The organism is Lysinibacillus sp. A4, from assembly GCF_024919535.1.
GTDB classification, from domain to species: Bacteria; Bacillota; Bacilli; order Bacillales_A; family Planococcaceae; genus Lysinibacillus; species Lysinibacillus capsici.
The window spans coordinates 569413-585717 of sequence record NZ_JANWTB010000001.1; the positions used below are offsets into that span (position 1 = coordinate 569413).

13 protein-coding genes and 1 pseudogene are annotated in these 16305 nt (G+C 36.2%); 4 read left to right on the plus strand and 10 right to left on the minus strand.

Translation table 11 applies throughout. The annotated features are described in order from the left end of the window. Nucleotides 1–2 precede the first annotated feature (2 nt). The 7 genes from NY607_RS03250 to NY607_RS03280 form a co-directional block, all read right to left on the minus strand. Nucleotides 3–2645 (minus strand): M14 family metallopeptidase, encoded by a 2643-nt coding sequence (locus NY607_RS03250; protein ID WP_254660038.1) that lies wholly within the window; start codon nucleotides 2643–2645, stop codon nucleotides 3–5. 191 nt (nucleotides 2646–2836) lie between these two features. Continuing rightward, on the minus strand, nucleotides 2837–3739 hold the full coding sequence (locus NY607_RS03255) for an ABC transporter permease (protein WP_016991918.1): 903 nt from the start codon (nucleotides 3737–3739) through the stop codon (nucleotides 2837–2839). Then, the gene (gene nikB, locus NY607_RS03260) at nucleotides 3739–4671 is read right to left on the minus strand and encodes a nickel ABC transporter permease (protein ID WP_066037685.1); all 933 of its coding nucleotides are present in this window, start codon (nucleotides 4669–4671) and stop codon (nucleotides 3739–3741) included. The genes NY607_RS03255 and nikB overlap by 1 nt, the downstream gene beginning before the upstream one ends. Before the next feature lie 67 nt (nucleotides 4672–4738). After that, entirely contained in the window at nucleotides 4739–6319 is a 1581-nt protein-coding gene (locus NY607_RS03265; RefSeq protein ID WP_066037684.1) for an ABC transporter substrate-binding protein, read from the minus strand. A gap of 32 nt (nucleotides 6320–6351) precedes the next feature. Beyond that, nucleotides 6352–7143: an IclR family transcriptional regulator gene (locus tag NY607_RS03270; RefSeq protein WP_066037683.1), complete on the minus strand. Its 792-nt coding sequence runs from the start codon at nucleotides 7141–7143 to the stop codon at nucleotides 6352–6354. Then, entirely contained in the window at nucleotides 7140–8117 is a 978-nt protein-coding gene (locus NY607_RS03275) for an ABC transporter ATP-binding protein (protein ID WP_066037682.1), read from the minus strand. Before NY607_RS03275 ends, NY607_RS03270 begins: the two co-directional genes overlap by 4 nt. Beyond that, complete coding sequence (locus NY607_RS03280) at nucleotides 8092–9105, minus strand: ABC transporter ATP-binding protein (RefSeq protein WP_175400757.1); 1014 nt, start codon at nucleotides 9103–9105, stop codon at nucleotides 8092–8094. Before NY607_RS03280 ends, NY607_RS03275 begins: the two co-directional genes overlap by 26 nt. A gap of 483 nt (nucleotides 9106–9588) precedes the next feature. On the opposite strand from NY607_RS03280, the gene NY607_RS03285 reads away from it, so the two are divergent. The 4 genes from NY607_RS03285 to NY607_RS03300 all read left to right on the plus strand — a co-directional run bounded on the left by NY607_RS03285 (nucleotide 9589) and on the right by NY607_RS03300 (nucleotide 12668). Then, nucleotides 9589–10050: a chemotaxis protein CheX gene (locus NY607_RS03285; protein ID WP_004269332.1), complete on the plus strand. Its 462-nt coding sequence runs from the start codon at nucleotides 9589–9591 to the stop codon at nucleotides 10048–10050. A gap of 331 nt (nucleotides 10051–10381) precedes the next feature. Further along, nucleotides 10382–10504, plus strand: coding sequence for a hypothetical protein (locus tag NY607_RS03290; RefSeq protein WP_009370491.1), 123 nt, complete (start codon nucleotides 10382–10384; stop codon nucleotides 10502–10504). 24 nt (nucleotides 10505–10528) lie between these two features. Continuing rightward, nucleotides 10529–11020: a cupredoxin domain-containing protein gene (locus tag NY607_RS03295; protein WP_004269330.1), complete on the plus strand. Its 492-nt coding sequence runs from the start codon at nucleotides 10529–10531 to the stop codon at nucleotides 11018–11020. Further along, nucleotides 11007–12668, plus strand: a complete 1662-nt coding sequence (locus NY607_RS03300; protein ID WP_066037680.1) for a b(o/a)3-type cytochrome-c oxidase subunit 1 — start codon at nucleotides 11007–11009, stop codon at nucleotides 12666–12668. The genes NY607_RS03295 and NY607_RS03300 overlap by 14 nt, the downstream gene beginning before the upstream one ends. Nucleotides 12669–12842: 174 nt before the next feature. On the opposite strand, the gene NY607_RS03305 is transcribed toward NY607_RS03300, so the two are convergent. The 3 genes and pseudogenes from NY607_RS03305 to NY607_RS03315 all read right to left on the minus strand — a co-directional run bounded on the left by NY607_RS03305 (nucleotide 12843) and on the right by NY607_RS03315 (nucleotide 16138). Next, nucleotides 12843–13109, minus strand: a complete 267-nt coding sequence (locus NY607_RS03305; protein ID WP_066037679.1) for a hypothetical protein — start codon at nucleotides 13107–13109, stop codon at nucleotides 12843–12845. Between the two features lie 361 nt (nucleotides 13110–13470). Then, a complete protein-coding gene (locus tag NY607_RS03310) occupies nucleotides 13471–14967 on the minus strand; it encodes a carboxypeptidase M32 (RefSeq protein ID WP_259419146.1) in 1497 nt (498 codons plus the stop codon). Nucleotides 14968–15043: 76 nt separating this feature from the next. Continuing rightward, nucleotides 15044–16138, minus strand: a pseudogene (locus NY607_RS03315) (helix-turn-helix domain-containing protein). Nucleotides 16139–16305: the final 167 nt, after the last annotated feature.

A 16305-nucleotide genomic window follows, 5' to 3' on the forward strand; every position in this document is an offset into this window, starting at 1 on the left:
TGTCACCTGATTTCTATCGGACGTTTTTTAAAGTAGCGTCCAAATTGTTTAATTTTAGTTACTTTAGTAGAAAGTGCTGCTTCAATAATAGCTTGATTAAATAATTTATGTGCTTCAATACAAGAAGTTAATTCTTCATCGTAAACAATTTCATCAGACACTTCAGAAATGATATCTAAAGCCACCCACTGCGGGTAGCGTAATATACTTACAGATGCGTATGTTGGCGTAACTTCCATACTTCGATAAAAATTTATATTTCCCATTTCTTCAATGGGGTACTTTTGCGGATCCCACTTTGTGCCATATTTATAGTAGCGTTCACGCCAATAAGTATTTTCTTGGGCAAATATTGTACCCTCAAAAATCATATTCACTTTTTCAGCTACTTGTTCTAGATTTGTAGCCTGGACTTCCCTCGTATCATAATCCGCATAACGACCAATTCCGTAGATCTTGGCACTTGGAAGCGTGTAAGAAACAGGGAAAATAGGTGGACATGCATATCCTGCGAATGGTTGAACCCATTCACGAGCAGGGATACCATGATCATCAATCACTATATCAGGTGCCCATTTTTTTAAGATGAGTGGTAAAACATTTGCTTCACCAAATACACTTTCTTGGAATTTGACATAGGCAAACTCTAAACCTACCGCATTAAATCTTGCAGCATGATGTTTCCATTTTGGATGTTCTTTTGTCAAGCTCTCCATTATTTCATAACCATCTGGATTTGATAGCGGAATAATGATTATATTAATCTTTTTTAAGATTTCAGGATGGTGACAAATAATATCTTCCATAAGCTCTAATATTGCAGGTGTACTAGATACTTCGTTTGGATGATGGCCAGCTTCAAAGACAATCGTATGCTTTTCATCCGATTTTTTAAGTCCTGAATAAAAGTCACTAGTAATAGGCTCAGTTACTTCAAAAAATGGAATGACATTCCCTTTGTAAGATATATCCCCATAATTTAGTTTGACCTCAGAATAATTTTGATACCGAGTGGATAGTTGATAAACATTTTTAATATTGTATTTTAAATTATCATTCATTTCCATTACTTTCAGATAATTACCTAAATACATTTCTACTGTTTCAAATTGCCCCTCTTGGTTAAATAAAATTCTTTTTGTAACTGGAACTAAATTGGTTTTTTCATGCCATTTGTATGCGCGTATTACACTTTTAATAGGCTTATAAATATTTTCCTCTATATGAATAAAGGGAATAATACCACCAGGAGCTTGATAAGGTTGATTAACTAATCGGCGACCGAGCTCATTAAAATAATCAAGCGTGTTAAAATAAAGGTCTTCGTATAACGCTTCAAAGGACGAGTTTGCTTCTTGCTTCACGTTTAGTTCTTCTTCAATTCCAGATGAAGTAAAGTCAATTTCGATGCGATCAAATAAAGGGAACAATTGTCCTTGATCACGATTTGTTACATCAATATTTAATTTTCCTACTATCTGAGGAAGTAACTCATTGATATACGTTTTATAGAAACGCTCGCGATCTGACAATATTGCATTTTCTTGAACCAGTTTTCCATCTTCAAATAACCTATATCCAGCTGTAGTTGGATAGACTTTTCTCTGACCATCAACATAATCCAATTCACTAATCAGCGGATTTAATTCAGCAATTAATAGATCATCAACATAGACACTATAGATGTGCTGCTGTGTGCTTGAAAGCTCAAATTGTACATGTTCTTTCGGTATACCATATTGCATTTCAATCAATTCATCCACAGGGTAAAGTTCCATAATCCAGCGATTATGTTGTTCTAACCCATTTTTATTAACCCCATCTTTACATATTATTTTTACTTGTTCAAAATGACCCGAAATAGATGGAAGTACTTCCTCTAATATCCAGTATAACCCTGTTTTAAATGCAGAGCGAACTGTAATTGTTTTTAAATTTGAAAATTTCTTATACAAATCTACACTATATTCATCTCGATTTTTTTTAGAAGCTGTAAGATAGATTTCAGCATCAAGCATTTTATTTGGTTCATCTTGCAAAGCATTTAAAATATACGATGCTTCCGATTCATCTTCCCATGTTGTTTCATACAATAAATCTGCTATATTCACTTGTTTTTCGTTTAGCTCCCAAACACCAAATAAGCCACCTTCAGACACATGCTTTTCTTTTGCTATGGAATGTAGGACAGTCGGTAAGCAATCTTTTGTACCACAAATTTGAATAACGTTTCTAGTACTTAACTCCATTAAATTTGCAGTTCCTTGCTTGATATCAATCGTGAAATGTCGATGTTCTTCTGTAACAACTGGTAAAGAAACAGAGGTAGCATACAGTCCTAAACGTAATGCAAGATAGCAAACTTCTTTTATAATGGCGTTTGACATTATTTCTTGTTGTAAATTAATTTTCACACTTAAATGCTGTTGTGGATGTGCCTCGTCCTTCTCACCAGTTCCATAGGCTGACCACAGATGACTTAAACTTTCATAATAAGAGGATGGAATATCCGTATGGGTTTCGGCCACTCCTTCACTTGCTATCGTACTTAACAACGTTGACAGCGAAGACTCAGTCTCATAATAGAGTGTAAAGATAGACCCATTCTGTGAAATAAATGTACTACTATGTTGTAAAAATTCCATTGAGTACTGCTGATTAGACGCTTGAAATAAATCAAAATCTATTTCATTTGACTCTAAGCCTAACCTCGCACAAAAATTAATCAATCCGATTGGAACAAGATTTTTAGGTAAGTTTATAAATAAAGAAGGCTTTTTTATGGTTTCATTCTTATTAAATAAAATTGAAAATATTTTAGAGTTCACAATATCACCTAAACTTTCATATTTGGATCTAAGCGATCTCGTAGCCAATCTCCTAGTAAATTAAAGCCTAGTACAGTTAACATAATTGCAATACCTGGAAATACAGAAATCCACCAAGCTGACGTCATATAATTCCGACTGTCTGCTAACATTCCGCCCCACGAAGGTACTGTCGGTTCAACACCTAACCCTAAAAATGTTAGTGAAGCCTCTAATAAGATAAACTCTGCGATACACATCGTTGCTAACACTAAAATCGAAGAAGCAACATTTGGTAAGATGTGCTTAAGGATAATTTTAAAATGTGTGCCTCCGATTGCCTTTGCAGCCTGTATATATTCTTGTTCCTTTAGAGCTAAAATCTCCCCTCGAATTAGCCTAGCAAAACTAACCCAATATGTAAGTCCAAGAATAATAATGATTTTTTCAATCCCTGTTCCAAATACACTCATAATGACAATTGCTAGTAAAATAAATGGCAGACCTAATTGAACTTCAGCCAACCTCATGATTAAATCGTCCATCCATTTCCCAAAATACCCTGACACAATTCCAAGAAATGTTCCAAGGACTAACGAAATGAGCACACCACAAATCCCTACCAAAAGGGAAATACGAGCACCATATATAATCCTACTTAGCAAATCCCGTCCAACTTGGTCTCCCCCCAGTAAATATTGGGATTTACCAGTATCATCTAACCATTTAGGCAAATCTAGACGATGTCCTAAGCTAGCTGCTCCTGGATCATGTGGAGCAATATAAGGGGCAAATATCGCACATAGAATAGTCGTGACAACTAATAATAGACCGATTATCCCAGTTGGATTATTTTTAATAAACTTTAAAATACTTATTATTCTACTAACCTTTTTTATTTCGACTGTTTCTGCTTCCATTATCTGTGTCATTAATTGTCACCTCTTCCAGTGCGTATTTTTGGGTTAATTAATGAATAACATAAATCAACAATTAGATTGACAGCAATCATGATAAGAGCTAGGAGAATTACCCCACCCTGTACGACTGGATAATCTCGTTGATTAATAGAATCAACAATTAATCTTCCGATTCCTGGCCAAGAAAATACTTGCTCTACAATAACAGCCCCCCCTAAGAGTCCACCGAACTGTAACCCAACAAACGTCACAGTTGGCAATAAGGCATTGCGAAAGGCATGTCGAATAATGACAAGCCATTCTCTAATTCCTTTTGCTCGAGCAGTTGTCACATATTGCATTTTAAGCACTTCAAGCATAGAGGTACGAATTAATCGAACTAAAATACCAGATAAAATCAGACCCAATGCAATGGATGGAAGGATCAATGAGCTAAACCCATCAAAGCCCGATACAGGTAACCATTTTAACTGAACAGCAAAGATCAAGATTAGCATAAACGCTAACCAAAAATTAGGGAAAGAGATACCTAATAAAGAAAAAATACGACCAAAAATATCAATGGACTTGCCTTTATAAACTGCAGATAGGATACCGATAGGAATAGCGATTAACAATGCTACAGTCATCCCCCCTAAAGCAAGTGCTAGTGTTGGCCATGCTCGTTCTAACAACATTTCCAAAACAGGACTATTCGAACGATACGATGTACCAAAATCAAGCGTTACTAAATCTTTCATGAATATGATATATTGCTCCCAAATAGGTTTATCTAAACCCAACTTTGCTGTCAGTTCCTCTACTGCTTGTTGTGAAGGTTCCCCAGCACCGAACATGATGCTTACGGGATCCCCCGTTAAACGAATGGCGAAAAATATAATTAATGAGACAGCTATTATCACCAACACTGTATGCGATATACGTCGTAGTATATAGGAAAGCATAATTCCATCCTCCTAATTTGAAATGAAAGAGATAGTATGACAAGCATACTATCTCATAATTTTTTACTTACTCGACAGTGACACCTTCAAATCTAAAGCGGCCATCATGAGGTGGTTGGAAATCTTTTATTCGTTTATTCACTGCGTATATTTCAACCTCAGAATATAAATTAACTTCTGTAGCATCTTCATATAACACTTCTGTCAGCTCTTTAAAGATTTTTTGACGCTCCTCATTATTAATCGTTGCTCGCTCTGCCGTTAATAATTGTTCAACTTTTTCATTTTTATAGGATGGATTCCAGAATTCCCCTTCGTGATACATTAAATAAGCTGTATTATCAAAATCTAAAGTCCAACCACCCCAGCCATTTTTATACATTTGACCAGCTTTCCCTTGTGGTATTAACTCTGATTGGAATGTAGTATTTTCCACACTATTAATAGAAACTTTTAATCCCACTTCTTGTAAATAAAATGCTACTGCTTGGGCTATTTCTTTAAAAGTTCCATCCGTACCTGGAATAAAGAATTCAAGAGTAGTACCTTCAGGAACCTTAGCTTCGGCAAGTAATTTTTTTGCTTTTTCTGGATCATATGGATATGGCTCTAAATCTTTGTTATAGCCAAAAGATAGATTACTTTGGAACGAACTAATGAGGTTGCCATAGCCACCTAAAATTTCTTTCACTATTGTTTCCTTATCAATGGCATAGTTAATCGCTTGACGAACACGTACATCATCTACAGGCTTTTGTGCTGTATCAAAACGAATTGAATACGCTGTAGGAGTGGACACATCCTTTAATTCAATGAAATCAGTTCCTTCTGCTGTTGCTGCTTGCGAAACCTCTAAACGTGTCATAATATCAATATTTCCTGTTTGTAATTCTGCCAGTGCCGTCGCTGTTTCTGGAATCACTTTAAATGTTACTTTATCTAGTTTAATAGCATCTTTATTCCAATAATCTTCATATCGCTCAATAACTACTTGTTTATCACGTTGATAATCAGTCATTTTAAATGGACCCGTACCAACCGGCTTCATGTCAAAATTCTCTGCACCCTGTTCTTGGATATATTTAGGTGGTACGATGACAGCACCATATCCTGAAAGTTTAGTCAATAATACTGGGTCAATGGCATTTAGGTGCATAGTGACTTCATAGTCACCTGTCACTTCAACATTGTCAATCGACGTATAGTTTGAATATTGCGGTCCTTGTTGACCTTCTTCTCCTAGTAGACGATCAAATGTAAATTTAACTGCTTCCGCATTAAACGGTTCGCCATTATGGAAGGTAACACCTTGTCGTAATTTAAACACAATCGTTTTATCATCTATATATTCCCATGATTCCGCTAACCCTGGTTGAATCTCTAAATCTAAAGAACGACTTACTAATCCTTCAAATATCGATGTTGCTACTGTACTCCAAGCAAGTAAAAATGTATCAATTGGGTCCCAGTTTTGTGGGTCTCCTGCCACACGAATAACTAATTCATTTCCACGTGTTGCTGCTGGATTATCACCAGATGATTTGCTACTATTTTTACTTTCGTCTTTTGATGATGTACCGCCACTACATGCTGTTAAAACAACCATCATACAAACAAGTAATAGCGCAATCCATTTTTGTTTCTTCATACATTGTTCATCCCCTTTTGTATTTGTGCTATCTATACGCCATAAGGATATGGCATCGAATAACCTAGTTCAGCAGATATTGAAGCTGCCGTTTCCCACAGACCTTCTAAAAATGCATTTATTTTTTCTTTTGGTATTAGTGTCTCTATGCCCGCTATACTAATCGAGTATTCTACTTTGCGTTCGCTATTGAAAATCGGTACGGCTATTGATACAGTACCTTCTTCCAATTCTGACACGCTGTAGGCATAGCCATTTTTTTTTCCAAATTCAATTAGTTCGAATATCTCTTCATCAGTAACAGGTGTTCCACTAGCATATTTTTTACGAGTTTTTTGAAGTACCTCACTAATTTTTTCTTCTGATTGAAAGGATAAAAGTATTCGTGAACAAGCGCCTGCATAAAGAGGTGCTCTTCTCCCCACCCGTGTATATAATAAAACTGGTTTTAAACTTTCGATTTTTTCGATATAAAGACCATCTGTTTCATCCAGTATGCTTAGTTGAACAGCCAAGTCAAACTTCTGTTGCAACATCTTCATATATGGTATAGCCAAAGAACGAATTTCAATTGAATTTGCAGCAATTGCACCTAATTCAATGAGTTTATTCCCAAGTAGATAATGATCACTCAATACTAACTGTCCACCGCTTTGAACGTAAGGACGTTTTAATACGCCTAAATCTGTAAATGTTTTTAAAAACCTATGTAAAGTCGGTTTAGGAATATCTGTTTCGATCGCTAGCTCGTCTAACCGCCAAGAAGGTTTTTCTTCAGTAAATAACGTTAAAATATTAATACCTTTTTCCAATGTTTTGCTCATGTTAATCGCTCCATTTGCTCTTCATAAAGTAAACAGGAAACTTCATGCTTATCGCCAATTTTTTTTAATTTTGGAGGTGTCACTTTACATATTTCCATGCAGTTTGGGCATCGTGTATGGAATGTACAGCCCGATGGTGGATTAGCAGGATTGGGAACATCTCCACTTAGCACAATTCGCTCCTTTATTTTTGAAGGATGAGATTTTGGTAATGCCGATAGTAAAGCTTTTGTGTATGGATGTTTAGGATTATTAAATAATTCGTGTTTATCTGCCATTTCCACTAACTTACCTAAGTACATTACCCCTATGCGGTCACAAAAATGATGCACTACACTTAAATCATGTGATATGAAAATGTAGGTAAGGTTCATTTCCTTTTTTAAATCTTTCATAATATTTAATACTTGAGATTGAATGGAAACATCCAGAGCAGATACTGGTTCATCTGCAACAATCAATTTTGGATTGGACACTAATGCTCTAGCAATTCCAATTCGTTGTCTTTGACCACCCGAAAATTCATGTGGAAAACGTTCTAACTGCTTTTGTGTAAGTCCAACCTGTTTGGCTACTTCATAAACGCGTTGTTTTCTCTCTTCCTTTGTACCTATTCCAAAATTCACCAAAGGTTCTTCGATTATTTTAAACACCTTCATACGAGGATTAAGGGAAGAAAAAGGATCTTGAAAGATGATTTGCATATCACGGCGCTTTTGACGTACCTCTTTTGGGCTAAGAGTGGCAATATTTTCTCCATTCAGTAAAATTTCACCCTCAGTAGGTGTTAGAAGTTGAATTAATGTTTTACCCATAGTGGACTTTCCGCACCCAGACTCTCCGACAATTCCTAAAACCTCACCCTCATTTACAAAAAATGAAACATCATCTACTGCTTTTAAATGACCTGAACGTGATCCTTTAACTGAAAAATATTTCTTTAAATGTTTAACTTCTAACAATGGACTGCCCATTGACAATTCCCCCTCCTACTTCGTTCTCTTCGTACAGCCAACATCTAACTTTGGTACCCATAGAGGTTGTATATAGATCAGGCTTCTTTTTACATTGATCTGTTGCAAATTCGCAGCGATCGAAAAATCTACAACCTGAAGGCATATCGGATGGTGATGGCACCACCCCTTCAATTGATGGAAGGTACTCTTGTTCTGATTCAATGTCAGGCAATGAATTTAATAACCCCTTTGTATATGGATGAAGCGGATAATTAAACAAATCTAGCACTGTTGCCTCTTCAACAATTTCACCAGCATACATCACAATTACTTTCTCACATATTTCTGCTACTACACCAAGATCATGGGTAATTAAAATGATGGACATATCTAATTTTTCTTGTATGTCTCTCATTAAATCTAAAATCTGAGCCTGGATTGTCACATCTAATGCTGTAGTAGGCTCATCTGCAATTAATATTTCTGGTCCACAAGCCAATGCCATGGCGATCATAACCCTTTGTCGCATTCCTCCTGATAATTGATGAGGATATTCATTTACTACTTTATCTGGTCGAGGAATACCTACGAGACGAAGCATATCAACGGCACGTTCATGAGCTTCTTTCCTTGAAATTTTTTCATGACTATGAATCATTTCCATAATTTGTGAACCAACCTTATATACTGGATTGAGCGAACTCATTGGTTCTTGAAAAATCATAGAAATTTTTTTCCCACGAATCTTTCGCCATTCCTTATTCGATTTTTTATTAATTTGTTTTTGATCTATGTAAACTTCTCCACCTTGCCAGTTAACCCCAGCAGGTAACAATCCCATAAGTGAAAGTGATGTCATGCTTTTTCCACACCCTGATTCCCCTACAATCCCCAAAGTTTTTCCTTTTTCAAGTTGAAATGATACTCCATTCACAATGGCAATATCTTTTTTATTTTGTTGAATACCTATTTTCAAATCGCTTACTTCTAAAATATTCAAACTCATTTCCCCCTCCGTTCCAAAATATGAAACGCGATTCCATTTTTTAAAATCTTAACAGAAAAAACTTAGTTATTTCAATAGTTTTCAGAAAAAAATAAAAATTCCTCTTAATTAAATTATTCTGAAAAAATATTTAATCTAGCGCTGCATTCCTAGAAATACAAAAAAACATGGTCCGAATATTCGGACCATGCCTAAACATGTTTATCAAGTATTAGCTCTTATTTCAAATGTGCAGTTGCCTGGTTCATGACGTATTTTCCAACTCCAATATAGATCACTACAGCTGCTCCAATTAATACGAAAGTCATTGCGAACCGCTCCTTCTTAGTTATTTTTCGTTAAGTTTTCAGACGTTTACATTGAATTTGAAAATCATTCTCATTAATATATTATAAATTTCATGTGAATTCGTCAAGACATACTTTCATCTTACCCTTTTTACATGGTAAGATGTAGAAAAGTCGGAAAAAGGATGCGGTAATGATGAGTAATTCGAAGTACTTTCAAACTATTTTAAACGGGACAATTCACGCTTTAAAAACCATTCTTCCTATGGATATAGAAGTAAAGTCGCCTAGTATTATTTCTGAACCCTTTCAACAGCAACAAATGGGCGTATTAATTGGCTTAATCGGAGATTTAAAGGGACGCGTCATCATTGACTCCTCTCCCGAAGTGTTCAGTGGGATCGGTAGTACCATGTTTGGTATGCCGCTTGAAGGAGAAATGCTAGAATCTTTTACAGGGGAATTTGGTAACATGATTGCAGGAAATTTATGTACAGCTGTTGGGCAAGAAAGCTTAGAAATTGATATCACTCCGCCAACGGTGATGGTGGGCAATACAAAATTATATGGCTTTGAAAAGGCATTTGCACTCCCAGTTTCGGTCCCAAGCGTCGGTGCCCTAACAGTTCTATTAACAATTGAAGAAGAAGCGGAATAGCGCTTAGTAGGTTTTAGTCTGTTACAAATAAGACATTATATGCAAGACATTCAGCATTTATTTGTAAGATTTGCCGTTCGCTCAAAAGGAATAAGAAGGACTGTTCTCCTTCCTTAAAATCTACTATTTTTATTAAAAAAAGTTTATTATAATCATTAAACAAGCCATCTCAATGACTTTTGAGATGGCTTGTTTTTTTTCTCTCTTAAATTCTTCACACTTTTTTCACATAATTCCCTTAGAAGTGTGATTTTTTTCACATCAAAATGTAGGGGATTTTTATATGATGACAGTAAGAAACACAACAATAAAAAGCGTAGGAGGAGCAAAAATGGCAAATAAAAAGAAGTCAGATGAAAATTTAAAAGGTTCACTCTATGCAGTTTTTGGAGTAGGTATTATCATCATTTTACTTTGGGTGTACTGCTTCGATTTGTTCATTGGACGGTTTTAATCTACGAAGAAGGGACAGAAATATATGCACATACATAAGTATGAGAAATACTGGCTTGTGTTTGGAGTTACCACTTTAGTGGCATTCCTGATCATTCTCGGTATCGGAGCATTTCATCAAGGCTCCCATCCAAACAATGGTAAAAAAACACTAGATTACGAGAAAGTGAAAGAGACAGCGCCTTTTGATAATCCAGGTGTCCATAAGGTTGAAGGTAAAGATTGGGATTACGAAGTGGTAGTAGTTGCTTCTGCATTCAATTATAATCCTCCACAAATTGAGGTTCCACTTGGTGCGAAAGTGAAATTTATCGCGACAAGCGAGGATGTTATGCATGGTTTTGAGGTTGCAGGTACGAATATCAATATGATGCTTGAGCCTGGCTATATTTCGGAATATGTAACAGAAGTCAATAAGGTCGGCGAGTTTTTAATCGTATGTAATGAGTATTGTGGTACAGGACATACGATGATGCACTCTATGCTAAAGGTGGTGGATTCAAATGAGTCACACTAATTCAATGACAAAAGTGGATCGTCGAGATGCAAAGCTAGCAATGGCACACATTTACGTGGCATTTATCGCATTGTTATTAGGTGGTCTTGCAGGTTTATTACAGGTTTTTGTACGTTCTGGTCAATTTACTTTACCAGCAGGCATTGGTTATTATCAAGTATTAACAGTTCATGGTGTATTACTCGGTCTTATATTAACTACATTCTTTATTTACGGCTTCCAAATTGCAAGTGTAAGTCGAACTTCTGGTACATTCACTGATACTCAGAGAAGACTTGGCTGGATTGGTTTCTGGTTAATGACGATCGGTACAGCTGCTGCCGCAACGATGGTGTTATTGAATAAAGCAACTGTTCTTTATACATTCTATGCACCATTAAAGGCACATTGGATTTTCTATTTAGGTCTTACATTAGTCGTAGTTGGTTCTTGGGTTGGTGGAGCAGGTCAAATTTTACGCTATGTCCAATGGCGCAAAGAAAATAAAGCGAGTGGACAACGCAGCCCGTTACTATCATTTATGGTAGTTGTTAATAATTTAATGTGGTTCGTGGCAACGCTTGGTGTTGCAGCTTCAGTTTTAATTCAATTGTTACCATGGTCCTTAGGTTTAATTGAACGTGTCGATGTGGCATTATCACGTACCCTTTTCTGGTATTTTGGTCATGCACTTGTATACTTCTGGTTATTACCTGCCTATATGGTTTGGTACGTGATTATTCCAAAAGTAATTGGCGGAAAAATTTTCTCCGATTCTTTAGCAAGACTTTCGTTTATGCTGTTCTTACTCTTCTCTATTCCTGTTGGGATTCACCATCAGTTAACAGAGCCTGGTATTGATGGTACATGGAAGTTCATTCAAGTTGTTTTAACATTTGCTGTAATCGTGCCTTCTCTCATGACAGCCTTCTCGATGTTTGCAATGTTCGAGTTACGTGGACGTGAATTAGGTGGCAAAGGACTATTTGGTTGGTTTAAAAAATTACCTTGGAAGGATGCTCGTTTCTTCGTACCATTTATCGGTATGGTGTCATTTATTCCAGGTGGTGCTGGCGGTATTGTCAATGCCTCTTATCAAATGAACCAATTAATTCATAATACCATTTGGGTTACAGGGCATTTCCATTTAACGATTGCAACAGCTGTTGTGTTAACTTACTTCGGTGCGGCGTTCTGGTTAATTCCACATTTAACAGGTCGTACACTTTCGAAGTCTTTAAATAATCTTAGTAATTTCGCTGGTATCTTATGGGCTACTGGTATGACGATTATGTCTTCTGCAATGCATATTGCTGGTCTGTTCGGCGCACCTCGTCGTTCAGATTACTCCGAATATGGTGGCGCTCAGCAGGCTTATGATTGGATTCCTTATCAAATCGCGCAAGCTGTGGGGGGAACAATCCTCTTTATCGCCATCCTAGTGATCATTTATATCGTCGTGAAATTAGCTTGGTTCGCACCTAAAGGTGACGAAGAATTCCCTGTAGGTGATGTACATGAGCTTAGCGGTCCAACACCAGCTATTTTAGAAAACTTTAAAATCTGGCTTGTTATTTTAGTAGCCTTAATTTTATTCGCTTACACAGTACCAATTATCGATATTATTTCAAACTCACCAGCCGGCTCTAAAGGCTATCAATTGTGGTAAGCATCCAAACGCATCTTCCTATAAAAAAGCGATTTCTCTGTAACGAGAAATCGCTTTTTTCACTTTATAATCAAAGCTTGTTCTTATTGAATGGCATCGATTAAATTTCTAAAGTTCGATAATTTTTGAAACTCTTGTTTTACAAAGCACCTCGTTAACTCAATTAGTAATACATTATTTAACCAACGTTTGAAGACTTATTAACACGGGGGCATACACAATTAGTGGAATAAGCAAAATGACTGCACCAATTTTTCTATTCCCCTTTTGTAATAATAAAATAGTAGTCAAGAAAAATAATGGATAAATAATAAATGTAATTATTAATACACCATCAACCACTTGATATAATTTTCCTGTAAATGCACTTATGAATGGAATTGAAATCCATTCTAGTACGCAAAATGCAATAACCAATATCCACAACCATTTAAGTGTCATCATAATCACCCCTAAATTTTTGATTGGTCAAAAAAGTAAAAACTATATACGGTTCATCATACATAAGCTACACAAGTAAATATTTACTCAACAATCTGGCCAGATTGTTTAACACCATAGTTCACTTTAAAAATGACGCTTTATAATGTTGCACATTATATAAAAAATATTGATGTAACATGAAATGTAGCTTACTTTAAATCTTGACTTGTAATTTTAGTAGCCTTATTATATTCGCTTACACCATTCCAATCTTCGAAATTATTTCAAATTCACCAGGGGGCTCAAAGGCTTTAAGCTTTGGTAAGAATATTTTCAAAGCAACAAGCGATTTCTCATGTTAGAGAAATCGCTTGTTTTTCTATAGCTGATATAGTTTTGTATATTTTTCTTGTAAATAGTCTGCTAAATACTTAGCATTTAAGCCTTCCCCTGTCGCTTCTTTCAGCAATTCAAATGGCTTTTTCAATGCTCCATACTGATGAACTTTATCAGTTAGCCACTCTCGAATTGGCAGTAGCTCTCCCTTTTCTAGTAGCTCATCAAAGTTTGGAATATCCTTGTCCATCGCATGCTTCCACTGTGCTGCATAAATCATCCCCAATGCATAGGATGGGAAATAGCCAAACATACCACCTGACCAATGCATATCTTGTAGAACACCTTGTGCATCAGTCTCAGGGCGAATGCCTAAATACTCCTCATATTTATCATTCCATACTTGCGGCAGATCTTTCGCTTGTAAATCCCCATTGAATAAGTCACGTTCAATTTCATAGCGAATCATGATATGTAGTGGATATGTTAGTTCGTCCGCTTCAATACGAATGAAAGATGGTTCAACCATATTAATAGCACGTAAGAAATCAGCTAATGCCACATCTCCAAACTGTGCAGGTGAAAAATGCTGAAGACGTCCGTAGTTATGCTCCCAGAACTTTTCATTTCTGCCGACAAAGTTTTCATAAAATAATGATTGTGATTCATGAATCCCCATCGATGTACCAGTCGCTAATGGCAGTCCTGCAAGCTTCTCATCAATATTTTGCTCATACATCGCATGACCGCACTCATGAATTGTGCCAAAAATAGCTGAACGGAAATCATTTTCATCATATTTCGTCGTAATACGCGCATCACCATAGTTTAAGCCAATCATGAATGGATGGACACTTTCATCCAAGCGACCAGCATCGAAGTCATAGCCGAGCTGAGCAAGCAATTCTAACGATAATTCACGCTGTGCCTCACGCGGGAAATGCTTAAATAACATGGTAGTATCGGGTTTATTCGATGAATGAGCAATTTTTTGAACAAGCGTCACAATAGACTCTCGTAATTCACCAAATACTTGATCTACGACATCTGTTGTCATATCTGGCTCGTATAAATCTAGTAATGTGTTGTATGGAGATCCATTTTTAATGCCCCAATATTGAATGAATTTTTTCTGCCATTGTATGATTTCTTCTAGGTATGGTAGGAATAGAGCAAAATTATTCGTCGCCTTCGCTTCTTCCCAAGCCGTTTCTGCCTTCGATTGAAGAATGACGAATTCTTTATATTCATTCGCAGGGATTTTTTTATTTTGATCGTAATTCTTTCTTACTTCTTCTACTAAACGTAGTGTTACATAGTCAAGATCAGCTTTTTGTGCCTCTAATGCTGCTAGAAGCTCTCCTAGTTCTTCACTCGTCTGCATATCAAATAAGGAGGCTGATAATGTACCAATTACCTCAGAACGTTGTGCAAACCCCTTTTTCGGTGCACCCGTCCGCATATCCCAATAAATCACATTGAGCGCTTCCTCATAATGCTGCATTTTCTTCACATAGTCTGTAAATTGTTGAACAGTCATGCATTCATCCTCCTTTTCACGTTATAAGTTTATCATATTTTCGAAAATTTTGTATATTGCGGACTTTCTAGGATAATTATTCAGAATATTCCTTTTTTATCTTCTCTATTATTTTGATGTATTGTCTATCCCCGAATCCATAGTGTGGAAATAGGGAAAACAATTGCTTTAACAGGTCATTTTGAGATAGATTGAGGTGTTTTTTTATATACGTAGTGATCTCATTCTCTTCAATTAAATAGCTGAAAAATAATTGAATGCCCTGATACATGACAGGTATAAGCGTTGTCTTGGGTAGACGATGGTGCATTAAGACCTCTTGATAGACCCCCCCATACGGTCCAAGTTCTATCTCTGTTTCTTCCACATCATAGGTCATTTCCTTGACCATATAATAATAGACTTTGCCTTGATACCTTTGTTGCTCTAGGAAAGCAAGGACGGTCAATAAATTCATCTGACAAAACATATCATCTCCAAACCATAAAACAATACATTTATAGTCATTTGTTAACAATGGCTTCAACGGCTTCAATGTCACCTGCTCATATTGCTGTAAAGACACCTCATGCCCTATAGCACGCAGTTTATTAAATTCTTCACTGAAAATCGGACTAATCGTTGGATTCGTACACATCGCTTCATTGAAAGGAACGTAATCACTGTTGCCCATTAATTGTTGTTTTGCGAACTCCTCATACATCATTTGACCATTTAATACATTCAATAGCTCTTGATCGTATTGCACATTCATCTTCTCTTGTAATGCTTCAATTTTTAATTTCTGAGAAATATCCATCGTCAACTATCCTCCATCATCCTGTAATCTCAACTTTACAAAGGTTTGTAAAGGTTGAGGAGACTTTCTGTAATCATTCGGACTTATACCAAAATACCTTTTAAAAGCTCTAGAAAAGGATTCCTGCGATGAAAAGCCGTAGTGAAAGGCGATGTCGATTATTTTCTATTGGGGATCTTTTAATGCAATAGTAGAAAGATAAATTTTACGTAGTGATCTATATTTTTTAATCGTCATCCCTGTCGTCTGATGGAATTTAAAAGAACAGTAATAAGGAGAATAACCCATATCCTTTCCTAATTGCTCTAATGAAAATCCTTCTAATAGATGAAGCTCAATCCAATCAATCATCTTCTGTACAATGTTGTTCATCCACATCCCTCCTAATTTCATTATAGTAGAGGCGATAATTTTTTTTATGATATAAGTTGTGAATAAAAAAACTGCAGCAAACTTTACAGAGTCTGCTACAGTTTCTGCTCCCATAACTAGAGGAGAGCTTTCTATATAATTGGGGATTTATACTAGCCTTCAAGTCA